The organism is Erwinia rhapontici (assembly GCF_012271765.1).
Taxonomy (GTDB): Bacteria; Pseudomonadota; Gammaproteobacteria; order Enterobacterales; family Enterobacteriaceae; genus Erwinia; species Erwinia rhapontici.
In genome coordinates, this window is the sequence record NZ_VRKO01000014.1 from 1 (window position 1) to 24,061 (window position 24,061).

The window sequence follows — 24,061 nt, forward strand, 5'->3', positions numbered from 1 at the left end:
GTTGTTGTCCGCGGTGGCGGTGGAGCCGATAACCGCGCCGTTCAGCTGGGTGTGTTCACCGACGGTGACGTCAAAGCCGCCTTTGCCCGCGAAGATGCCGGTCTGCTCAACCACGCTGTCGTAGTTGCTGTGCATTTTGTCACGGCTGAGGTTGACGCTGGCGGAGCCGGTCATGGAGCCGAAGGTAAAGCTGCCGCCGACGCTGGCGTTCTGCTGCTTCGAGTCGTAGCGGTCGCTGTCCTGCTCGCTGGTCATCGTCAGGTTGCGGGCGACGTCGGCCCTGACCGTCTCGCCGCTGACCTGCGCGCCCGTCAGGGTGGTGTCGCGGCCGCTGACCAGGTTCACCGCCTGCCCGGCGTTAAGCAGCGTCTCCGTATGGGTGGTGCCGTTGCCGCTTTCGTGGCCTTTGCCCTTGTTGAGGCTGGCGGAGACGCTGATGCCGAACCCGCCGGAGCCAACGCCGATGCCGACCCCGACGCTGCCGCCGCTGCTCTTGTTGCTGCCGGTCAGCAGGGAGGTGTTCTGCGCGGACGTCAGGGTGATATCGCGGTTAGCCGTCAGGTCGATGTTTTTTCCGGCCTGAACGGTGGTGCCCTGGAGGAGGATATCGCCGTCGGTACCTTTGGTGCCGCCGCCGTTAGCGGTGATTTTTACGTTATCCCCGGCGGTCAGGCTGCCGCCGCGGGCGGTAACCTGCTCGCTGTGCTGGGTGGACGTAGACGACTGAGAACCGTAAGAGAGGCTGATACCGACCGTATTGTCTGACGCGCCCGGCGTCCCGGACTGGGCACTGGCCAGGCTCGCGGCCTGAGCGGCCTGCACCCCGGAGAGTGCCGCTTTGGTCTGCTGCAGGGCGGCGATGCGGCTGTCCTCGGTTTCCTGCGCCTGGTTGGCGGTCTCGACGGCGGTGTTGAGCGCGCTGCCGACGGCGCCGGAGAGGGCGAGGGTTAAGCCGCTCTGTTTCTGCTCGACCCTGTGAGTCTGCACGCTGCTGTCGCTGGCGGCGGTAATGGCAACGTTTTTGCCCGCCAGGCTCATCTCTTTCGCGGCAATCAGCTCAGCGCTGCGGGCGGAGAGGTCGTTGCCTGCTTCAAGGCTGAGGCTGCCCGCGCTGCTGCCGACGGTGCTGATGGCGTGGGCGGTGCTGTTGCCGTCGTCGGTGGTTTTGACGCTCTGACGGCCGTAAGAGAAGCCGATACCGCCGGTCCCCATCAGGCCGGATTTGCTCTCTTTGATAAGATGGTTTTCCTGACGTTGCTCTTCAGCGGTGTCGAGGGTCAGGTTATTGCCCGCCGCCAGCCGGACGTCGTTTTCGCCCGCCACGTTGCTGCCGCGTACCGTCAGATTGTTACCTGCCAGCAGGGTCACGCTGTCGCCGGTCACGTTGCTGGCGGTTGCCTGGGTGGCCTCGATCTCATCGTGGGTCTCCAGCGAGCGGCCGGAGAGGAAGCCCTTGCTGGTCTGCCTGCTGTGTTCGGTCAGGTGATACGCGGACTCCCCGGCCACGATATTCATATCGTTCCCGGCCACCGCGCTCAGGGCGTCGGTGGCATTGATCGAGGCCGCAAGGGCGTTCAGGTCATTGCCTGCCGACAGCTGCACGCTGCCGTTGCCGGCGATCTGGCTGCCGACGTCGCTGCGCTGGGTGAGGGCGCGATAATTATCGCCGCCCCAGTCGCCGCGTTCGCTGTGGGTGGTGGCGATCGTGCCGAGATTAATGTTGTGCCCGGCGCTCAGCACGGTGGTGCTCTCTTTGCCGTTATTACCCACCAGAGTGGCGTTAAGGTTGATGTCGTTCACGCCCTGCAGGACCAGTTTGCCGCTGTCATTCTGGACGTAAATCCCGGCGGTGCGATCCAGGCTGCGGTTGCTGTCATCGCCGCTCAGGGTGCTGGTACTGTTCAGGTTGCGTCCGGCAGTGACCTGCAGGGCATCGTCCGCCAGCAGTGTGCCTCCCACGTTGTTGAAATCGGTGAGGGTGGCGATATCGATCGTGCCGCCGCGGATCAGACCGCTGTTAGTGACGTTGTTCGCCGCGATGGCAGTGATCTCGCGCCCGGCGAGGGTGCCGCTGTTGTTGAGGTCGTCTGCGGTCTGCAATGCCACGCGGTTGCCCGCCATCAGGGAGCCGTTACCATCCACGTCGCCCTCTTTCACCCGCACATACACCTGCGGGACCAGCACGCGCTGGCTGCTGCCGTCCGGGAGCTGAACGGTCTGCTCTACCATCCACACCATATCTGATGTCAGCAGGGCCATCTGTTCCGCGCTGAGCGCCACGCCCGTGGTGAGGTTGTGCTCACGGGTAAAGGCGACACCGGCATCCATCAGGGCCTTGTACTGGGCATTATCATCGTCGAAGCCGCTGAGATAGCGCTGGCCGGTTAGGCTGGTGACCTGGTTGCGGATCAGCTGCTGTTCATAGAAGCCGTCGCCGAGGCGTTTAAGGATCGTATCCCCGTTCGATGACAGGGCGTTCTGCATATAGTCGGAGCCCAGCCAGGTGCGCTCTTGGGTAAAGCGCGGATCGGTCTCCACCAGGTAGTGGCTGGTCGTGGAGGCGTGAACCGTATAGAGGCTGCCTGAGGGAACGCGGGTGTCCCCGACGCCGGTGCGCACGACTTCGCCGCTGCTGTTTTTCGCGCTTTCCCACGTCTGGCCTGCAGGCAGCGCCACCGGGCGATCGCTGCCGCCCTGGGCCGGGTTATTGTCTTCCCATGCCATCGTACTGAGGGAGATAGTCTGGGTCACCGGAGAGGGGCGGTAGCTGTTGGTATCTTTCCCCTGCGAGGTTTTGGTACCGCCCAGTTTCTTTTTCTTTTTCTTCGCATACCAGCGGGTCTGGCTGCCAATGTCGGTGATGATTTTCACCCCACTGGTGGCATCATTATTGAGCAGGCTAATCACCCCACCCAGCACCTTCGCGGCGATGACCTGGCTGTCCAGGTTATTCATCTGGTCGCTGTTAATGGTGAGGTTGCCGCCGGAGAGAATTTTTCCCGGATCGCTCTCAATAACACGCGTTTCCTGGACGGTGCGGGTGTAGTTGTATTCGTAGAATTTATCGCTGCTGCTGCCGTCCGGCATTTTCGCCGAGTGGACGCCGTACTTATTTTTCTGACTGGTGTTAACCTGGCTCCAGTCGTAGCGCTGAGTCTTGCCGCTCAGCACGGCTTCATGGTGGCGGCTGGTCCCCGTCACCACCACGTCCGTCACCAGATGGTTATTCAGGTTATGGATAGTCTCCATATCAAGGCGCATATCGCCGCCCGACTCAATGGTGGCACCGCGATTGGTCAGCACTCCGCCGCGCCCGGTGGCGTTCAGATTCGTGTCCAGGCTGCCGCCTATGCCCATCGCACCCGCGCTGTAGATCAGGCCATGGCCGGTGTTGTTCAGCGTCCCGGCGGCGATATCCAGCCGATCGCGGGCCGCCACGGTCGCGGCCACGCCGTTTTCTGCCCCGTTATCCAGGGTGTTCGCCTTAATAGCGATATGGTCGCCGTAAATACGCCCGGCGCCGAGGTTGGTGAGGGTGCCGGTGTCAATATGGGTCAGGGTGCCGTCGATCAGGCCCCGGTTGACCAAAGAATCGCTCAGTAAGAGATGGGATTCACCGCCCCCCAGCTCCGCGTCCCGCGCATTGGTGGCGCTGACGGCCTGCAGCGTCAGCGTCTTACCCGCCAGCAGTTTGCCCTGGTTGTCCACGGTGCCGCCGCTGGTCAGCGTCAGGTCGCCATTTGCCAGCAGCAGGCTCTGGTTGGTCATGCCCTGCTGCAGGCTGAGGTTCAGATCGCCTTCGGAGAGGATTTTTCCGTCGCCGCTGACCGTATCCGCCGTGATGTCCATGCGCTGCCCGGCGACAAGGTTGCCCTCGCGGTTAGCGATGCTGCGGGCGTTGAGGTCCACATTTTTGCCGCTCAGGGTGCCGCCGTCATTCAGCAGGCGGCCTGTGCTGCGGGCCTCAAGCTTGCCGGTGGCGTCCACGCTGGCCAGGCGGAGATCCAGATCGCCATGACCGGCGTCCAGGGCGGTATTGCCTGTTGCCGTCCGGCTGCCGCTGGCATCAATCCCCTGAGCGTTGGCGGTGAGGGTGCCGCCGGCAATATTTTGTCCCTGCAGGGTCAGGCGACCGTGGCTGGAAAGGGTGACGTCGCCATGCTCGCCTGCCTGCCCGTCTTTATCGATACCGGCGGCAACGGTGCTTTGTGCGGTCGCGGTGATGCGGTTTCCGCGCAGGGTCAGATTATCGGCGGTGGCGAGGGTGCCGCTGTGTTCGATTTCGCCCCGGCTGTTCACCTCCGCACTCCCGCCAGCGTAGATTTTTCCGCTATTTCTGACGCTGCCTGCGGTCAGCCTCATATCTCCCGCGCTGTTCAGGTTGCCGCTGTTGTCAATCTGGCCATCGGCGGTGACCACCACCGTTCCGGCCTGGGCCCCGATATTCCCGGCGTTGCGCACGCCGACACCCGCTTCGCTCCCGGTGAGGCGGATTTTTCCCGCATACATCCCGCCAAGACTGGCGACATCCACGGCAAGCTGAGGACGCGTCGCCGCATCACCGTTTTTGGCCACGATTTTTTCATGGGCGGCATCAACGGTGCTGGCTCCGGCGGTGACCTTCAGGTCATTGGCCCAGAGTCCGGCATTCACTTTTACCGAACGGGCGATAATGTCGGTGTAATCCTGGCGGGAGGTATCCATCCCTTTGCCCTGAATAACGATATCGCCCTTGCTGACGTCGTAGCCGGTCAGGTTGCCATTGTTCAGCTGCGCCTGCCCGGTGGTCAGGGTGGCACGGTTGGCGTTGATAAAGCCGCATCCGTCGCAGGTAATACCCGATGGGTTGGCAATCACCACCTGGGCCTTTTTGCCCGCCACTTCGATGTAGCCGTTAAGCTGACTCGGATTGCGCGAGTTCACTTCGTTAAGGATGATTTTGGCTTCACCGCGCGACAGCCACGGGTTGCTGGCCACCATACCGCCGATCTGGGTGGAGGCATGGGTACGGCTGTTGTTGAGGATGACGCCTTTGTTGTTCACGTCGAACTGGCTGTAAACGTTGCGGGAGACCCCGCCCTGGCTCGGTGTCTGGATATTGACCTGGGGTGTACCGTTGGCGCTGCTGATAATAGTCGGCTGCTGCGAACCCGGCGCGCTCTTATCGGCCACGACATTGGCCGTTGCCGGTTGGACTGCGCCCAGTGCCAGCAGCAGGCCGAAGGCGAGGGCATTCAGGCGAGTGATGCACTGACGCTGCACGCTGGCGGTGCCAGACGCCGGGCAGGCTACCGCACGACAGCTTCGGGTGATTTCTGCCACCACGACCAACATACCGCGTGCTTTATTGAACACGATACGATACAGATTTTTATTCATCCTTAAATCCCACTCATCAATGGAAACCCGTTATGTCGTGAGGTGACGACTCAGTAACTCCAGTTCAGGCTAAAACCCAGGGTGTAAGGGCTGGTTTTAAAGCCGTCAGGTCTCGAGAACGGCACGCCCGCAAAGGCGTCGTACCCGGTATTAAAAACAGTGCCGCGCAGGCCGGCAACGCCGCCTGCAAGATGTTGACCAATCAGCATGCCTGCGCTGCTGGTGCCGCCGACTTCGCCATAATCCGCGCCCAGATAGAACTCCTGTTGCGGCAACGGCGTTTGCCAGGCGAGGTCATTGCGCACGAACCAGCCACGGCTGGCGCTCAGGTTGCGTTCGCCATCGAAGCCGCGCACCGTCCAGCGTCCGCCGATGGAGAATTCATCCTGCGGCGTCAGGGACATTGAACTCATCTGGCGCAGATACTGCACGTTGTAGCGGAACGACTCGCCGACGATCTCAAAGGGAATATCCAGACCGGCGCTGAGGGTAACGATTTTGCTCTTCGCCGTGGCGTCGCCGTTGTACTCCTCCGGGGCCGGGATGGCCCCAAACCAGCGGGTACCGCGCTGATAGCTGATGCCCGCATCCAGCGTGCTTTGCCCGATATAGTGACGATGGGACAGCCCCAGCCGCCAGGCGGCGGTCTTGCGATGCTGCACCTCGACCTCGGTATCGGCGATGTAGTTGCGCGATTCGCTGGTCAGCACGTCCCAGCTGACGGACGTCTTCTGCGTGCCGCTGCGGTGCAGTACCCGGCTGAGCTGGACGTCGAGGTTTTTGCGTTTTCCGCTGTAGAGATAGTCCTGATTCAGGCCCGCCACCGTCTGGTGATAGTCATAATCGCTGGCCGTGGCGCTGGCCATCCAGTAGCCAAAAGGCACCGAATAATGGGCGGTGATGTTTTTACTGCCTTTATCGTCGCCGGTTTTGAGGCTGCGGGTGCCGGAAAGATAAAAGAGATCGCTCAGGGAGAAGGGGTTATCCAGCGACAGGGTCGCACCACCCTGATAACGCCCGGTGGCGACGGAACCTGAGTCATCCAGCGAGGCCCCCAGGCGCCACATCTTGCGCTGTTGCCACTGCACCACGATATCGCTCTCGCCCGGCAGCTCGCCGGGTGCCACTTCCATATTGGCCTCCACCGTCGGCAGACGCTGCAGGTTTTCCAGCCCCTGTTCGATATCACGCAGGTCGAGCAGGTTTCCGGCATGAGCAGGGAAAGCGGTCCAGAGGGTCAGCCAGCGATCGCTGTCGGGGCTCCGTTTCACCTCGTGAACGTAGCCGGGCAGGATCACCAGCGACAGGGTTCCACGGGTCAGATCCTGATTCGGGGCCAGTACACGGGAAGTCACATAGCCGTGGTCAATCAGGCGATTTTGCAGGGTGCTCATCAGCTGATTAATGCCCTTCCCACCGAGGCAGTGGCCTTCACCCTGACGGGCGAGACGCTGCAGCGGCAACCAGTGCGGCAGGGCTTCCTGGCCGCTCAGTTTTACCCGGTCTATCTGAAAGCAGGGAGTTTCTGGCGCAAAGTGAATGCGGCCAAACGAGGAGGAAGGCGGCGAAAGGCGCACGTCCGGGGTGGGCGGTGTCAGGGTTTCTTCCAGCGCTCTTTGCCGCTGCTGCTGGGACTGAAGCGTCCGGTCGATCATGTTCTTTTCAGCCGCAGGCCGCTCAGGTGGAGGGACCGGGGCGGCAGACGGGGAAGAGGGGATCATCAGCGCGATAAGCGTGAAAGCTGAAAAAATGAACGGCGTTGTGCCGCGGGCCGTCCCTGTCGGTGTGTTGCGCATCATCCCTGTGACTTCTCTTGATTTTTTTATGAAAGTGCTTAATAAACAAACTGCGCGGATGATAAAAGAATTGTTAAGAGCTGTAAATATAAGTGTGAGTGTTAACAGGGCAGTTTCCGATAATTCTTAGAATAAAATTTTAAAAAATCTCTGGGACTGAGAGTGGCGTTTACAGCCCGGTTTTATCCGGTACTACGGATGGTTTCTTCGTGTTTATTTCGCAATTTCAGGCGCTTTTAGGGAGGGTACTGTCTGGGGAACACGGTATTGTCCAACACAACAGGGCCAGTTGTTTCATGAATTATTCAGCAATCCATGGCCCCAATCGCAAGCCTCTCGGGGTTGGCGAGGGACGGATATCCGCAAAAGGGAAAGAGGAACGTTCAATATCGTTAATGGAACGCCTGGTCGACATTTTTATCAGAAATGAACGGCTGGCCCGCGGTGTGCTCACTCTTTCCCCGGCGTACCCCGACCAACACCGGGCCCCGGAAAGACGATGCATGGTCACCCCTTGCATCTTCCCCTCACTCCCTTAAAATTTCCCCCCTCTCTGGCGCAAGGAACATCGGATGTCACAGTACTGGTGGAAGGACCTGCACGACCGTAATCATGCCTGGCTGGGGCTGGAATTACAGAGCCCGAAACCCACCATGCCGCCCATTCTGGAGATGCACAGCGGGCATCATGGGCGCATGGCGCTGTCACTGCGCGGTGCGCCGCTGTTCTGGGCTTCGATGCTAAAAGATCATTCCGGCCTGTGGCGGGTGTTTAACGCTGAGCATCCTGATCCATATGCGCTATTACCGCCCATTACTTCGCTGGCGCTGGAGTCGATTCGTCGCTCCGGGCCAGAGGCGTGGATGGGCGAATGGTGCCGCTATTTTGCCCGCCATTTGCTGACGCCTGACGTTCCGCTGTTATCCGCGGGCCGCTGGCTGCTGCGCCCGATGCTACCCACCGCACCCGTTGCACCTTATTCCCTTCAGCAAACGTCTCCGGTGGAAAGCTGGCGTTTTCACGCCCCTGCCCGTAGCGGGAATATCGGTTTTAGCTGGTCACTCTTCGCGGAAGATATCCCGAACCTGATGGCCCCGGCCCGCATCTCGCAGGTTGACTGGTGGTGGAACGGCACCCCGCTGCTGGCCCGTTACGCCCTTCAACCGCACGCGGGGCGTCTGAAGTGGTGGCGCAAGAAGAGCCGGGAAGGGGCGCTGCCGCCGGTACTGGTGCGCTTCATTGCCGGGCTGGGTTCATTCGTTATTCTGGATGGTCACTACCGTTTACAGGCCGCCATCGAAGAGGGCATGCCGCCGCCGTTTCTGGTGCTCAGTGAACTGGGGGAAAGAACCTTCCCGACGGACCCGGCGCATCAGGAAAAGATCGTGCGTGCGCTGGCTGCCCAGCAGCAAAAGAACCCCGCTGTGAATCTTGATGGCGTGAATCAAACGCTGATTAATCTGTATGACAGCCACGATCTCTATGCCCCTGCGTACAGTCGTGCCGTGCTCGGTGATGGCGAAGGCTGGGCGCGGGAGGTCACGGAGTATTTGTGCAGAGATGATGAGCAAGCGGTATTAGAGAAAATCCTGAAGCGTATCGTCTGACCGAGTGCTTGCGCCCCTCAGGCGGTCCCGCCCCCCTAAAAGCCCCTCTCCTCCATTCGTAGAAGAAAGCCTGAACGGTCAGGTTCAAATTTGATTACATTTATTCATGAAACAATGTATAAAAACATAAAAAAATTTACGAATAATCTTATGTACAAAAAATAACCAGAATCAGGATGTCGAGCACTTGCGCCCCCCGATGAGATTATTTAATCCTCTCTGCTGGCCGCCAGATGTTATCCCGCGATAACACCTCTTCCGTTGCGCGATAATCCTGAAAGAATATCTCTTCTTAAGACAAATTTTCACAAAAATGAAATTAACGGGTCACACACACAGCCCTTCCATTATTTAAGGATGAAACACTGATGAAGATTTTTAGCCGTAGCGCAACCTGTTTACTTGTTTCTGCCACTCTGCTTCTGAGCGGCTGTGCCAATACAGGCAGTTCTCTGTTGTCCGGTACAAAAGCCGACCCGCGACTGACCAGCGGTGAGCAGGCTAAGTTCTTTAGTGCATCGGGCGCACAGGGTTGTGGAGTGGGGGCCTTAACGGGTGCTCTGGCGGGCGCGGGGATTGGCGCGCTGGCCGGTAACGGTAAAAAAGCGCTGGTCGGTGCTGCCATTGGGGGCGCCGCGGGTTGTGCGGTGGGGATGACGGCTAACTACTACCTGGATAGCCTGAAAAAAGATTACGCCACCACTGCTGCTCGCCTGCAGGCAATGGGCACTGACATCCGCAAAGATACAACGGCGGTAGAGAAAACCTCTACGGCGATGAAACAGGTCATCAGTGACAACCAGGCAACTCTGACCCAAATCAGCATCCAGAAAGATAAAGCCGGTTTTGATAAAGCCAGCGCCAATAAGCAGCTGGATCAGATTGATGCCAATATCAAAGAAATGAAAAGCCAGATTAAAGTCATGAAAGACAAAGATGCTGCTTATAAAGTCGCCCTGCAGGGACAATCAACGACGAATAAAACAGATAAAACCAATCTGACCGCATTAAATAAAGAATATACCCAGCTGAATAGCAAAATCGCCGCTCTGGAATCAGAAGCGAACGGTCTTTACAGTCAGCGCCAGGCTATTTCACTGGGTTAATGCAGAGGGGCTGACAGAACTGTCAGCCCCTTTTCACACCTGTCACTGGCCTTAAAACCTTATTTGTTTTCCTCATTTCATGGAACATTTCATGAGAAAATATGTATTACTCGCTTCAGTATTGCTTACCGGTTGTGCCACCTCTCCTCAGGACTGCGACCTGCAGGCGCAAGATCCCAGCTTCCTGACTAAATTGAGCTGCACCACCTCCGGTGGCTATCGGCAGAAAGTCAGTGAAGAAGAGCAGAAGGTCCAGCTCAGTCAGTGGGAAAATCAGCGCGCCAAACAGGATCTGGCCAATACCCAGAACCGGCAGCAGGTCACGGATCAACAGCTGAGCAATGAACAGGTGCGACTGCAGGCAGCGCGTACCGATCTGGCGCAGACAATGAAACGCCTTAAATCCGACAACGTCAAAAGCAAAGCCAGCCAGAAAGAGATTAAACAGTTGCAGGCACTGCAACAGCAAGCGCAGCAGGCCACCAGCGCCAGCGACGTTGCCGCTATTGAGAAAAAAGTGGCCGATGCCAGGAAAAGGGTGGAAGCACTGGAGCAGGCGAACACGCTGCAGTAACGCGCCCTTTGATGTGACGATATGCTGATCCGCCGCGAACCGGCGGCGGATGCCAACGATAACCACAAGACGACCCTGTGTAATGCAACGATTAACACGTGCAGCGCCGATTAATGATTCTACTCTGGCCACCTATGAGGAGACGGTTGCGATTATCCAGCGCTATCTCCCTCCGTCTCTTGCGCTGGTGTTTGCCACCGCCCGGCGCGATCCTGCCGGGCATCTGGAGTGGTGGACCGACCGCCAGGGCGTTGCCCGGCCATTGTCGGCACTGAATGAAGCGGAACAGCAGGCGCTCCACAGCAAGCTCCAGAATTACCGTGGAATACTGGCCGGGCTGATTGAGCAGCTGACCGCCCGTGGCGAGGAGCAACCCGCTCAGGCGTTGCAGCAGTTACTCGTCCATTCACAGCAGCTGGACTGCTATGCGGTCGGCGATGAACCGGTTCTGGTGAACTGGGTCATTGTGGCACCGGAGGCCCCGCCCCCGGTGGTGGTGGTGCCGTGGTGGCGACGCGCGCTGCCCTGGCTATTGCTGTTGTTGCTTTTACTGTTACTGCTCGCCCTCGCCTGGTGGTGGTATCACCATCGTGCCCACCCCGATCCCGTGGTGCCGGCACCGCGTGAAACCCCCGCTGCCGTTGCCCCCACGCCACCCGCCAGTACTGAACTGACGCAGGATAACCCCAGTATTAACCTTGCGAAACGCAAGGATTTCGGGCGCATCAAAATCAACCTGACCTGGAAACAGGGCCAGCAGCAGCAGCCTATCGACCTGGATATCGCCGCGTTTGTCCGCTTTAAAAATGGCGACATCAGCGGGGTGGAAGCCCTCAGCCACGCCGCGGGCGACTATGAAAAACCGCCTTACATCCAGCTGAAAGAAGATTTGCGTAACGGTAACAACCAGGACGGTGAGTGGCTCTTCATCAACGGCAGCCGCTGGGCGGAGATTGATGAGGTACTGATTTACAGCTTCATTTTTGGCGGAGCCAGTAACTGGCAGGGCACCGATGCGACGATCACGGTGCATGTACCGGGCCAGGCGCCGATCAGCACCACCCTGAAGGAGGGCAGTCAGCGCAATAATGTTGCGGCGATCGCCCGATTAAAAAACGTCGATGGCGAGATAAAAGTGGAACGCCTTAACCGCTTCTTCCGCGATCGGGAGCCGATGGATAAGTATTACGGCTGGGGATTTAAATGGAAGCCGGGTGCGAGCAAAAACTAGCCACATTCATTATAACGTTCGTTCATTCACAGCGTGACAAGGTTTAGACAATGCGAAATGCGATTCAGGGACCACTGCTACGTACCGGACATAACTCCTCATTTAAGGCGCTGGGTGAAACGGGCTACCCCGTGTTCAAGATGGCATTTCAGCTACGCGAAGCGATCTACCGTCTTGATGCCGGACGTGACCTGGCCCGTCACCTTGCCGTCCCGCATAACGATCAGGGGGGCGATCGCACCGACTGGTACAGCAGCTTTCCTGGCGACATTATTCCGTGGAGCAGCGCCAGTGAAACGGAGCGCGCCTCCGCGCGTCAGCAGTTCAGCGAATTCCAGATCGCGGTACAGGCACTCAGTGAACAGCTGCTTAACGCTGAGAACAGCGGTGCCGGTGGCGATCGCCGGGTCTTTGCTCAGCTGCTGAAATCAGTCAGCCATTTCCCCGATTATGATTTTGTCTATCTGGTCAACGGCGTGCTGGTGATCACCTTCTGGGGCTTTGTTCATCCCGGTGGTGAAACGCGCAGCCCCCTGCACTGGCTGGAACCTGCATCGGTGCCTGCGCCGTCGGCGGCGATGATCCCTGGCACCACGCCGCCGCGTGCGGCCGCTACCGTCGCCAGCCCGCCAGTGGTGGAGACGGTCACACGTGGCCGCCGCTGGAACTGGCGCTGGTTACTCTGGGCGCTGCTGGGGCTGCTGTTACTGGCCCTGCTGTTTGGCCTGCTGCGTGGTTGCGTTCCTACGCTGTCATTGCCGGGCCTGCCGGGTTTCCCGGGGAATAAACCCCCCGCGCTGTCGGTCAACAATGAGGGCCATCCTCAGGTGCCCGACGTGAAGCTGCCGGAAATGCCGGCCATGCCGGACCTGAAACTGCCGAATGTCGCAGGGCAAAAAGGTGCCGTCGCAGGCGAGCCTGGCGCCAGCCTGCCGGGCAGCGCTCAGGACGTGGGGGGCGTTCCGTCAGCGACGGAAGCACCACAACCCCTCGCCAGCGACACGCCACCCGCGGCAGACAATGCGCAGGCTACGGAGCCCGCAGCCACGACGGATCCGGTTCAGCCCGCACTGACGCCGGAAGCTGCAGCGAATCCAGAGGCCGCGCCCACCACGCCGCCAGAGCCGGGTGCTGAAACGCCCGCAGTGGCACCCAATACCGTCCCGCCGGTGATCCCGCCTGCGGGCAAACCGCTGGCAATCCCGCCGACCCTGCCTAATGGTCCGGCACAGTTTCTCAACGGCCAGTGGCGGGTAAACGGCGGTATCCAGGACAAACTCACGGGCCGCCCGCTGCAGTTGCAATACAACTTTAAGCAAGGTGAGGGCACCGTCAGCGTGCGCCAGTCGAGCGGTGTCACCTGCCAGGGCCCCGCCAGGGGCGACGTGCAGCAGGGGGCGCTCAGCATTACTAACCCAGAGCAGATGAAATGTAGCGACGGTTCAGACTTTATTGCGCCCGTCATCGCCTGCAAATCGCCTGCCGCCGATCACGCCGAGTGTGTCGGCAGCAACGACGGGGAAAAAACCTTCCCTATTCGTATGCTTCAACCCAATACCTGAACAGGGACGGATTAAATTATGTTGCCTGAGATTGTTTCTTTTGATCGTCAAATCACCCTGGTCGGCGACTCCGGTATCCAGTTTATGGATTTCGGCCTGACGCCAAAACGTCTGCCTGCGGGGGAGTTTGTTAAATTAGCCAATGGCGTGCTCACGCGTCTGATTTACAACGAGCAGCGCGATTACTATTTCTATCAACCGACGCCTGACGCGATTGAGAAGGCCAAAAGCCAGTACGATATTCCGGTGGATGCCAGCCTGGCGCTACTGGACAGCGTCTGGTTACCGCTGCCCCTGTTCCGTTTCAGTCCGCCGAATGTCTATCAGGAAGGGCCGCTGAACTGGGCGCGTTTTCGTCTGGTCAAACTGCCGGAACCGGACATGGATGGCCACACTCACCGCATGACGCTGGCGATGGATACCCGCATCATGGCCCGGCAGCAGTCGGCAGCCGACCTCAGTCCTAATCAGGAAGACGTCAACGCCGGTGCGACCTTTGCCGTGGCAACCGCCACCTATGCGCTCAACTGGTATCTGACGCAGGACTGGGTCAAAGACTGGCTGAAAGAGGTGTTCAAAGAGAGCAGCAAAGGCCGTGACCTGGATGAACAGGAGCAGGAGCTGGCGCAGCACTATCCTCTGGCGCACTACCTTAACCTGCTGTCACTGATGGCCATTCCGGTGGAAGGGCTGCAAACCCAGACCGCGCCTGCCATCGAACTGCCGCAGTTCCGCATGATCGCCAATCGCGAAACCAATGCCATTAAACCGATCCCGGTGGATCTGATCCTCGACGTCGGTAACTCACGCACCTGCGGGATCCTGATTGAAGATCATGGCCAGTCAGGTTCCGGTCTGATGCACAACTATGTGCTGAAACTGCGCGATCTCAGCAATCCTGAGCACATCTACACCGATCCCTTTGAAAGCCGGGTGGAGTTCTCTCAGGCCTTTTTCGGCAAAGACCATTGCTCTGTGCGCAGCGGCCGACATGACGCGTTCCAGTGGCCGACCATCGCCCGCATCGGCGGGGAAGCCACCCGTTTAGCGGCGCGCCGCCGCGGCAGTGAAGGCTCCACCGGTCTGTCCAGCCCTAAGCGCTACCTGTGGGATGAGAAGTTTTATGGCCAGGGCTGGCGTTTCAACGGCAGCTACGTGCAGGACACCAACCCGCTGGCGACCGCGGCCCCCTTTGCCAACCTCATCGACGAAAAAGGCGAGGCGCTGCACACCATTGAAGACGAGATGGATCGCATTCCGGTCTTCACACCGCGCTATTCACGCAGCTCGCTGATGACCTTTATGCTGTCGGAAGTGCTGACCCAGGCCATCAGCCAGATTAACAGCGTGGAACAGCGTACCCGTCAGGGCCACGCCGGTATTCCTCGCCAGCTCCGTCATATCATTCTGACGGTGCCGCCAGGCCTGCCGATGGCTGAACGCTGTATCCTGGATGACCGCATGCGTCAGGCGGTGGGGTTAGTGTGGAAATCGCTGCGCTGGCACAACGGCGAGAATGACCCGTATCTGGATGAACAGGAGTTATCCACCCAGGGGAATATCCGTATCCCCTTACCAAAAATTCGCGTGGAATGGGACGAGGCCTCCTGTGCGCAGCTGGTGTATTTGTACACCGAGATCAATCAGAACTTTGCCGGCCACCCGGAGGTGTTCTTCAATACCCTTGGCCGCCCGGACCGCAAAGATCGTGAAACCATCACGCTGGCATCCCTCGATATCGGAGGTGGAACCACGGACCTGGTGATCACCGACTACCGTCTGGATCGCAATGGCCTGGAAGGCAGCGGCGCTAACGCACATATCATTCCCCATCAGCGTTTTCGTGACAGCTTCAAAACCGCCGGTGACGACATTCTGCTGGATGTGATCCAGGCCTATGTGTTGCCCGCCTTCGAGCTGGCGCTGCGTGATGCCGGAGTAGTCACGGTTGAAACGCTGATGTCGCAGCTGTGCGGATCACAAAATATCAGTGCTGCTGAAGCCGTACTGCGTCAGCAACTCAGCCTGCAGCTGTTTGTGCCACTGGCGCTGCATATTCTGAGCAGCTACGAGCACTTTGATCCGCTGGATGAGCAAACCCACCTGCTGATCAACCGCAAGGTGAGTGAGTTACTGCCTGCTGGCAGTATTCGTGACGAAGTCGATGGCTTTGTGCGTCGCGAAGTGCAAAAAGCGGGTGGCCCGAATGATTTCAGGCTGGTGGATATCACCCTCAACCTGTCGCTGGTGAAGGTGCATAACGATCTGTGCTCGGGCAAGTTCAACATTGATAAGGTGCTCACGGCCCTGTGCGAAGTGTTGTCCTGCTATCACTGCGACATGCTGCTGCTGACGGGGCGGCCTTCGCAGTTACCGGGCATCCAGGCGATCATTCGTCGCAATCTGCCGTTACCGCCGGGACGCATTCTGCCACTGCATGGCTACCAGACCGGCACCTGGTATCCGTTCCACAAAAATGGCTATATCGACGATCCGAAGAGCACCGCCTCGGTCGGCGCCATGCTGGCACAGCTGTGCGCCAATCACAGTATTCCTAACTTCCATTTCCGTGTCTCGGCGCTGAAGCCTTACTCGACCATTCGCCATATTGGCATTATCGATATGGATAACCTGCTGCGTGATGCCGATGTGGTCTACCGCCATATCCAGTCAGAGAACGGCCAGATCACCCTGCCGGGCGAACGCAGCGAAGAGGGCGAGGGCGCAATGCAAAGCATCGTGATGCGTGGCGATCTGCGGCTGGGATATCGCCAGCTGGATGCCGAACGCTGGTCTGCCGCTCCGCTCTACACCCTGCGTTTCAACGAAAAGGGCCGTCAAAAATTCTCCACGGCGCAGTCGAGTGACAGCGGCTCCCCTTATCTCAGGGTGCGGCTGACCGTGGATAAAGGCAAACGCGCGCGCCAGTTAGGGCTGATCAGCGATCGCCTGACCATCGCAGATGTCAGCAGCAACACCGATAAATCCTTTAGCAAAGGGGATTTAGAACTGGAACTGAATACCATGCCCGATACCGGGCTCATTGACAGCCGGCACTGGCTCGATAGCGGGAGTGTGAAAAAATAATGAACAGCGAACCAGAATCTCTTACCCAAGGTTGGGCAGCGATCGCCCGGAGCTGTCAGGATGCACGCGGCTGGGTAGAAACCGTGCGTGTCGGCTCGCGCCGCCTGGATAACGAGGCGGACAAACTCAACCTCAGTTTGCTGCGTACCCGCAATCTGGCCAACAATCTGCAACATGTTGCCTCGACGCCGATGACGGTGGGTTTTTTCGGCATTTCTCAGGCGGGCAAGTCCTACCTGATCTCAGCGCTGGCAGCGGGCAGCCACGGCAGCCTGAAAGCGGCCTATGGCGACCGACGAGTCGACTTTATTAAAGAGGTCAACCCGGTTGGGGGGGGTAAGGAGGCCACGGGCCTGGTCACGCGCTTTACCAGACAGGCACCAGAAGCACCTGCGGGTTACCCTGTCCCGCTGCGTCTGTTTAGCGAAATCGATATTGCCAAAATCCTGACGAACACCTGGTTTAACGACTTTAATCAGGAGCAACTGGGCGATGAACTCGATGAAAGTCACATTGAAGAACACCTGCGTCCCTTCCTGCTTCGTGCCGAACAGCGTGAAATCTGCGCCGGCGTCAGCAGCGAAGATGTGGTGTCTTTATGGGACTACCTTGATACATCGTTCAAAAGATCCGTGGGAAAACTCAGATCGGTTTACTGGCCGCAGGTACTGAAAATAGCCCCTGGGCTGCGTCCGGAGGAACGTGCAGAATTGTTCTCTCTGCTGTGGGGTAAACAGAGCGCACTGACGGAAACCTATCGTTCACTGGCCAGGGTGCTGGTGAAAATAAACCATGCCAGAATGGTGTTTGCGCCGCTGGAGACGCTGACCGATCACAGTAGCGGCAGCATCATGAACGTCGATAGCCTGAATCGCCTCGGTTCCCATCAGGATCGCAATGTTGATATCCGTTACTGGAACGACGATCAACAATCCGTCAGCGCCTCTTTGTCACAAGCCGAACTGACCGCGCTCACCGCGGAGCTGATTTTCCCGCTGGCGGAAGTCCCGCAGGACAGCATTGTGGAGCAGGTCGATTTGCTTGATTTCCCGGGTTACCGCGGACGCCTCAAAATTGACAAGCTGGAAGATGCCGGCCAGGGCGGGCTCAACCCCATCTCGCAGTTACTGCTGCGCGGTAAAGTGGCCTATCTTTTCGAGCGCTACACCGATAACCAGGAGATGAATGCGCTGGTGGTGTGCGCCAGTGCCGCCAAGCAGAGCGACGTGGCCGATGTCGGCCCGGTGTTAAACCGGTGGGTTGAAAAAACTCAGGGTAAGGCGGGTGAACGCAGCGGCGCCCCGGGTCTGTTCTGGGCCATCACGATGTGTGACAAACGCATCAGCGACAGCCTGGAACATACTGACACTCAGCTAAAAATGGGCTGGGAAGATATGTTGCATATCACCCTGCGCGAGCGTTTTGCTCATTACGAATGGCTCCAGGAGTGGATGCCAGGGAAACCGTTCCAGAATGTCTTCCTGGTGCGTAAACCGGGGATTGATAATCCCTTCCTGGACCTGGTGCGTGAACCCGGTCAGGAGGTACTTAAAGAAGTGTCCCTGGCTGAACGCTATCACGAGGTGCTCGACAGAATGGGCAATACCTTTATCGATGGCGAGCTGGTGCGGAAATATCTGGCCGAACCGCAGGATGCATGGAAGGCGATGCTGACGCTGAACGATGGCGGGATGCGTCGCCTCACCGAAGCCCTGCGCCGCGTTGCTCATCTGGATTTCAAACTGAAGCGCCTGAATCAGCAGTTAGTGCAGTGCCGCCATGAAACCGGCGATCAACAGCTTGGCCGCTGGTACGAACAGGGTGGCGAAGATCAGCGGGCGAAGAAACAGGCGATTGCCAAAGATCTGTGGCAGGGGTTATCCGCCAGTGCGCACAGCATCGGTGAAATGATCAGTCGCCTGGAACTTCCCACGCCTGAACTCAACAACATCTATCTGAGTATTCGCCATGAGGATGAGGCATCCGCGGCGGCCGGTGACCCGCGCCCCGTTCAGGTGCTGGCGAGCAATCCGTTTGGCGATAATCCGTTTGGCAGCAATCCGTTTGCCAGCGATCCCTTCTCCGGTTCAGTGACGGCGGAGGTGGCCGCCGTTGCCGACACCGCGCCTGCGTCTGTAAGGGTGAGCCAGGAGGACGAGTTCGCCCATCAGGCCTTCAAAGCCTGGGTGGCTCATCTGAGGGAGTTACCGCAGCAAACGGCCCACTGGTCCGCCCTCGGCCTGAACAGCGAACTGATGAATCTGCTCACTGAAGAGTTGATTGCGGCCGCCACTCGCCTCGATCTGGAGGGCACCCTGAAACATGCGCTGGCGGGTCAGGAGCAGGCAGATACCCATCATGACCAGCTGAGGGCGCGTCAGGTGCTGCGTACCCAGCTGGCGATGCGTGATTTTATTGCCTGGTTCGGCTATCTCTCTCTGCCGGAAGAGCAGGTGCCCAACAGCTATGTGGGTGAGAAAAAGAAAGTGTTTGCGCGTCAGACACCGCTGACCGGCGATGCGTTACCTCAGCTGGCAGCCGTGGCACCGCAGCCCGGTGTGGCCTGGATGGGTGACTGGTTATCGGCCTTGATGACCGTCATTCTGGACAACGCCGGTCACAGCGCCACGCGCGATATCTCCTTCGAACATAACCAGCAGCTGGGTCAGATTATCCGCCAGTTGAAACAAGAGAACACCCCATGCTAGCTAAAATCTTTGCCTGCCAACCGGCAGCGCCGGGTACGGCACAACTGATGGTGCGCCTGCGCGGCGAGCAGGCCATCCTGTCTGACCTGACCTTTATTCTTTGCAACAACGAGCAGGATTACCTGCAACCTGATGGCAGATGGGGGGCGGCACAACACTGGTTTACCGTCGCTGGCGGCTATGCGCTGGCAGGCGGCAGTGGTTTTCGTCTTGGCCCAACGATCCTTGACCCACTGCTGGCCAATGCCAGCCAGGTGCAAATCCAGGTCAAACTGGCCTCAGGTGAAGTGCGTAACACCACGCTCCAGCTGGCGCGCGATGAGCTGTTCTCGTCGGAGGCGCGTGGCCAGACCGGCAACTACAGCAGCAGCAGCGTGCTGCCCACGCCGGAACCGGTGTCCCCGCCGGTAGCCGCCCCGGTTGCCCCGCCCGTTGTCCAGCCTGCGCCCACGGTTGCCGTGTCTGCTGCGGATAAACCCAAAGGGAAAAGCACGCCATCCCGTGTACCGCTGATCGCCATTATCGCCGGTGCCGTGCTGGCCCTGCTGCTGATCGCCGCCGGGCTCTGGTGGTTCCTGGGGCGCGATACTGCCACCCCTGCTGCTGCCGATGCGCAACAGGAAGCCACGTCCGCCGCCGCGGTGCCGCCAGCGTCGGCCACGACGGAACCCTCTTCGGCACCTGCGGCAGGCGCAGAAAAAACGGCAGAGACCACCGCTGCCAGCACCTGTACCGTTGCTAACCTGAATAGCCAGAAAGAGCTCGATTTCGTGCAGGGCTGTGTTGAGCAGAAGCTCGACAGCGAGGCGTTACTGACCATTATTCAGGCCGCCAAAGAGGCGAAGAAATGCGGCGTGGCACAGCGTTTGTATGCCAACCGCGCACAGGGGGGTGACAGTAAGATCGCCATCGCTTACGCCCGTGAATACGATCCTGAATCCCATCAGCCGGGCGAGTGCTTCAAAACGGCGGATAAAGACACGGCAGCCTACTGGTACGAGACCGCACTGCAGGCTGAACCGGACAATAAACAGGTCAAACAACGCCTTGAGGAGCTGGAAAAATGATCCCTTCCCCGATGTTGCGTCTGGCGCTGCCGCTGTGTGCCCTGCTGCTGTCCAGCCATGCGCTGGCCGCTGATGGCGATAAACCGCTGCTGCAGGAAGGGAAAAAAACCTTATTTCAGCGAGTACTCACCACGCCGGGTTGCACTCTGAGCAACGCTGCTGGCGAAGCGAAAGGCACGATACAGCCCGCCTTCAGCAGTCTGTACGTTTACCAAAAAACAGAGGTGAAGGGCGCAAGCTGGATCGAAGTCGGGCCCGACAGCTACGGCAAAAAAATCGGCTGGTTACCCCAGGCCTGCACCGTTGACTGGAAAATGCAGCTGACCCTGGCCTTCACCAATCCGGCCAACCGCGACCGCCTGCTGTTTTTCAAAGAGCGAAAAAGTCTGGACGATATTCTCTCCGCAGCAGACCCGGTTTCTCTGGTTGCACCGCTGCGTGCCAAACTGAAGCGTGACGGCCATGCAGACGGGGTACAGGCCCAGGAACCGGCGTTATTTGTCGATCTGCAAAAGCAGTTTTACCTGCTGCCGATCCTCAGCGGTGAAGAGGTGATGACAGAAGAGGGCTTCTATACCCGCCTGCTGAACGTCGCTTCGGTGAGTAAAGCCGACGCCACCGCCGCCGCCGCCAAAGAAGAAGAGAGCGTTAACAAAATCAAAGGGTTCAACGCCTCGGTGGTGTTTGTTATCGACTCCACCATTTCAATGGGACCGTATATCGATCGCACCAGGGAAGCGGTGAATAAGATCTACGATAAAATCAAACAGGAAAATCTGGGGGAGCAGGTGAAATTTGGTCTGGTGTCCTATCGCTCAAACACCAAAGCGGTGCCGGGCCTGGAATTCAGCACCAAAATCTTCGCCGATCCCAATCAGGTGAAAGATGGCCCGGACTTCCTGAAAAAGGTCGCCGACCTGAAAGAAGCCAAAGTCTCCAGTTCGCTGTATGACGAAGATGCCTATGCCGGTGTGATGTCGGCTATCGACGACATCGACTGGAGCCCGTTTGGCGCCCGCTACGTGGTATTAATCACCGATGCCGGTGCCATTGAGGGCAGCAATAAACTGTCAGGTACCGGTCTGGATGCCAGCCAGCTGCGCCTGGAGGCGGGCAATCGTGGCATCGCCATCTATACCCTGCACCTGAAAACCGCCAGCGGCAAAGATGACCACGCTAAAGCAGAAAGCCAGTATCGCGATCTCTCTAACTTTGACAGCACGCAGTCCAACCTGTACCAGACGGTGGATGCCGGCGATCTGTCCGTCTTTGGTCAGCAGATTGATGCCCTGGCCTCTGCCATTACCGCGCAGGTGAAGTCCGCCTATATGGGGGATGCAGCCATCGGCAGTGCGATCTATGCCAAAGATGATGGTAAGAAGCTGACGCCCGAGCAGAAATTACTGCAGGATACGGCGCTGATTGGTCATGCAATGCAGCTGGCCTATCTCGGCAAAAAGAACGGCACCCAGGCACCGTTGGTGTTTAAAGCCTGGATCAGCGACCGTGACCTGATTAAGCAGAATATCCCCACCACGGATGTGCGGGTGCTGCTGACTAAGGGACAGCTAAGTGATTTAAGCGATGTGGTCAGTCAGATCCTGCAAGCCGCGAACGAGGGCATGATCTCTCCGGCAAAAATGTTTGAGCGTTTACGTACTGTCGCCGCCACTATGGGCGCCGATCCTAACCAGCTTAAGCAGCAGGATAATACCAAAATCAACGATCTCGGGGTGCTGGGCGAATATCTCGCCGACTTACCTTATCGCAGCGACGTGTTGAATCTGGACGAAGAGACATGGAAAAGCTGGGATGGGCTGTCGCAGGAGAAATTTATTCGCACGCTGTCGGCCAAGTTGCGCCACTACCAGAAATATAACGCCGATGTTGATCGCTGGGTTGAGCTTGCCGCTGGCAGCGATCCGCGCGATCGCGTCTACCCGGTGCCGCTGGAAATGATGCCCTGATGCTGCACATTGAGGACCTGTGTATTGTCCGGGGGCAGGGAAGCCAGGCCCACCGTGTCTCGCTGCCGCAGCTGGCACTGCGGCCGGGCGAGGTGATGGCTGTCACCGGCGAAAGCGGCTGTGGTAAAAGTACGCTGCTGGAAGCCATCGGCTTATTGCTGCGCCCCAGCCACATCGGGCGTTTTATGTTGAGCCAGGCGAGCGGGCAACGGGATGTTGCCGCCTTGCTCAATGGCGATCGTCAGGCGGAGCTGGCCGATATGCGTGCACGCCAGTTAGGGTTCGTCCTGCAAAATGGCGGCCTGCTTCCCTATCTGAACGTGCGCGACAATATCCGCCTGCCCTGCCAGCTGCTGGGCAAAACGCCCGACAAAACCCTGCTGAACCGGATTATCGACACCCTGAAACTGGGCCCTTTACTGGCCCGCTATCCGGCGCAGTTATCCTTTGGTGAAAGACAGCGAACCGCCTTTGCCCGGGCCATTGTCCATCGTCCCGCGCTGGTGCTGGCGGATGAACCCACCGCCGCGCTGGATCCTCACAATGCGCAGCAGCTGTTTAATCTGTTTATTGAGCTGGTGCGTCAGGAAGGGATGATGGCGCTGGTGGTGTGTCACGACTGGCCACTGGTCGAACGTTTCGGCTTACCTTGCCTGATCGCCCGCACCGATGCCCCAGCCGTGAATCCGGCCGATTCATCAGAGCCTGTCCAGGGGGAAACCCGCTTTGTCCTTTAACCGAACTCCGCTGCTTGCCCGGCTCGCTTTGCAGGACCTGTGGCACGACCGCACCATCTCCTTTTGCATCATTTCTTCGCTGGTGGCGGTGATAGCCCCTCTGCTGCTGCTGTTCGGCCTGCGTTTTGGCATTGTCAGCCAGTTACAGGACGACCTGGCGAAAGACCCGCGTAATCTTGAGATCCGCATGTTGAGCAGCAACAGCTATGACCAGGCCTGGATCGAACAGTTGCAACAGCGGCCCGACGTGGGCTTTGCTATCGGGCAGACGCGTTCGCTGAACACGCTGGCCGATCTGCAAACCGACAGCACCCATTTTATCGAAAGCGCCGAAGTGATCCCCACTGCGTCAGGTGACCCGTTACTGGGCAGCCTTATCCTGCGTCATGACAATGAGGTGGTGTTAACCCAGGAAGCCGCACGCAAGCTTGCCGTCAGCGTCGGGGAGACGATCGATCTCCGGGTGAACCGCCTGTTTGAAGAGCGCCGCGAGTGGGGGCGTCAGCGTCTGACCGTGGTGGGTATTTTACCGGCTACCTACTTCAATCGCCCGGCCATCTTTACTCGCCCGACCCTGTTACTGATGCTGGAACATTTCCGTGACGGCTTCGCTACCCCGGCCCTCGGCGTCAGCAGCGGCAACCCCCTCAGCGACATGTCACCGCGCTATGCCCGCGCCCGACTGTACGCCAAAGATATTGATCAGGTGGCCGGTCTTGAGCGCGATCTCCGGGCGCAGCGCATCGAAACCGCCAGCCGCCTGGCAGATATTGAAAATGTGAAAAGCATTAACCGGGTGCTGGGGGTGATTTTTAATACCATCGCCGCGACGGCCCTGATCGGCTGCATCGCCTCGCTGGTGGGCTCTTTTATCGCCAACGTCGATCGCAAACGTAAGCATATCGCTGTCCTGCGCCTGCTCGGCTTCACCGGCCCGGCCGTCGGCCTCTACGTGATGATACAGGGCTGTCTGCTCAGTTTGCTGGCGTATGTCGGTGGCTACAGCATCTATCTGATTGCCAGCCAGGTCTTTAACCGGGCGCTGGCGGGTAGCCAGGCCACGGGGCAGATGCTGTGCAAAATCACGCCGATGCATAGCCTGCTGGCCATGGCCCTGACGGCGGTGGTAGCGCTGCTGGTCGCCAGTATTGGCGCTTACCGTGCCATCCATATTGAACCCGCGCAGAGTCTGCGCGAGGTGTGATGCTGCCACCCTTATTTTCTTATTACTGATTAGCGG

At 58.8% G+C, this 24,061-nt stretch carries 14 protein-coding genes; 12 read left to right on the forward strand and 2 right to left on the reverse strand.

Features of this window, described 5'->3' with window-relative positions:
* Both FVB43_RS13745 and FVB43_RS13750 read right to left on the reverse strand, forming a co-directional pair.
* Window positions 1-5,379: hemagglutinin repeat-containing protein (locus FVB43_RS13745; protein WP_167864169.1), on the reverse strand; the 5,379-nt coding region annotated here is incomplete at its 3' end.
* 50 nt (window positions 5,380-5,429) lie between these two features.
* A complete protein-coding gene (locus FVB43_RS13750) occupies window positions 5,430-7,034 on the reverse strand; it encodes a ShlB/FhaC/HecB family hemolysin secretion/activation protein (RefSeq protein ID WP_234472312.1) in 1,605 nt (534 codons plus the stop codon).
* Here FVB43_RS13750 and FVB43_RS13755 point away from each other — a divergent pair.
* The 12 genes from FVB43_RS13755 (at window position 7,033) to FVB43_RS13810 (ending at window position 24,025) form a co-directional block, all read left to right on the forward strand.
* On the forward strand, window positions 7,033-7,305 hold the full coding sequence (locus FVB43_RS13755) for a hypothetical protein (RefSeq protein WP_167864168.1): 273 nt from the start codon (window positions 7,033-7,035) through the stop codon (window positions 7,303-7,305). The genes FVB43_RS13750 and FVB43_RS13755 overlap by 2 nt on opposite strands.
* A gap of 442 nt (window positions 7,306-7,747) precedes the next feature.
* Window positions 7,748-8,782 (forward strand): hypothetical protein, encoded by a 1,035-nt coding sequence (locus tag FVB43_RS13760; protein WP_167864170.1) that lies wholly within the window; start codon window positions 7,748-7,750, stop codon window positions 8,780-8,782.
* A 368-nt stretch (window positions 8,783-9,150) separates the two neighbouring features.
* Window positions 9,151-9,888, forward strand: a complete 738-nt coding sequence (locus FVB43_RS13765) for a hypothetical protein (RefSeq protein WP_133844693.1) — start codon at window positions 9,151-9,153, stop codon at window positions 9,886-9,888.
* A gap of 91 nt (window positions 9,889-9,979) precedes the next feature.
* The gene (locus FVB43_RS13770) at window positions 9,980-10,462 is read left to right on the forward strand and encodes a hypothetical protein (protein ID WP_133844691.1); all 483 of its coding nucleotides are present in this window, start codon (window positions 9,980-9,982) and stop codon (window positions 10,460-10,462) included.
* Window positions 10,463-10,544: 82 nt separating this feature from the next.
* Window positions 10,545-11,693, forward strand: a complete 1,149-nt coding sequence (locus tag FVB43_RS13775; protein ID WP_133844689.1) for a tellurite resistance domain protein — start codon at window positions 10,545-10,547, stop codon at window positions 11,691-11,693.
* Window positions 11,694-11,743: 50 nt separating this feature from the next.
* Window positions 11,744-13,255: an SrfA family protein gene (locus FVB43_RS13780; protein ID WP_167864171.1), complete on the forward strand. Its 1,512-nt coding sequence runs from the start codon at window positions 11,744-11,746 to the stop codon at window positions 13,253-13,255.
* A gap of 18 nt (window positions 13,256-13,273) precedes the next feature.
* Window positions 13,274-16,342: a virulence factor SrfB gene (locus FVB43_RS13785; protein WP_133844685.1), complete on the forward strand. Its 3,069-nt coding sequence runs from the start codon at window positions 13,274-13,276 to the stop codon at window positions 16,340-16,342.
* Window positions 16,342-19,050 (forward strand): virulence factor SrfC family protein, encoded by a 2,709-nt coding sequence (locus FVB43_RS13790; protein ID WP_167864172.1) that lies wholly within the window; start codon window positions 16,342-16,344, stop codon window positions 19,048-19,050. The genes FVB43_RS13785 and FVB43_RS13790 overlap by 1 nt, the downstream gene beginning before the upstream one ends.
* A complete protein-coding gene (locus tag FVB43_RS13795) occupies window positions 19,044-20,117 on the forward strand; it encodes a hypothetical protein (protein WP_133844681.1) in 1,074 nt (357 codons plus the stop codon). Before FVB43_RS13790 ends, FVB43_RS13795 begins: the two co-directional genes overlap by 7 nt.
* Window positions 20,114-22,084, forward strand: a complete 1,971-nt coding sequence (locus tag FVB43_RS13800) for a vWA domain-containing protein (RefSeq protein ID WP_167864173.1) — start codon at window positions 20,114-20,116, stop codon at window positions 22,082-22,084. Before FVB43_RS13795 ends, FVB43_RS13800 begins: the two co-directional genes overlap by 4 nt.
* Complete coding sequence (locus FVB43_RS13805) at window positions 22,084-22,821, forward strand: ABC transporter ATP-binding protein (protein WP_159338593.1); 738 nt, start codon at window positions 22,084-22,086, stop codon at window positions 22,819-22,821. Before FVB43_RS13800 ends, FVB43_RS13805 begins: the two co-directional genes overlap by 1 nt.
* Window positions 22,811-24,025 (forward strand): ABC transporter permease, encoded by a 1,215-nt coding sequence (locus FVB43_RS13810; protein WP_159338592.1) that lies wholly within the window; start codon window positions 22,811-22,813, stop codon window positions 24,023-24,025. The genes FVB43_RS13805 and FVB43_RS13810 overlap by 11 nt, the downstream gene beginning before the upstream one ends.
* Window positions 24,026-24,061: the final 36 nt, after the last annotated feature.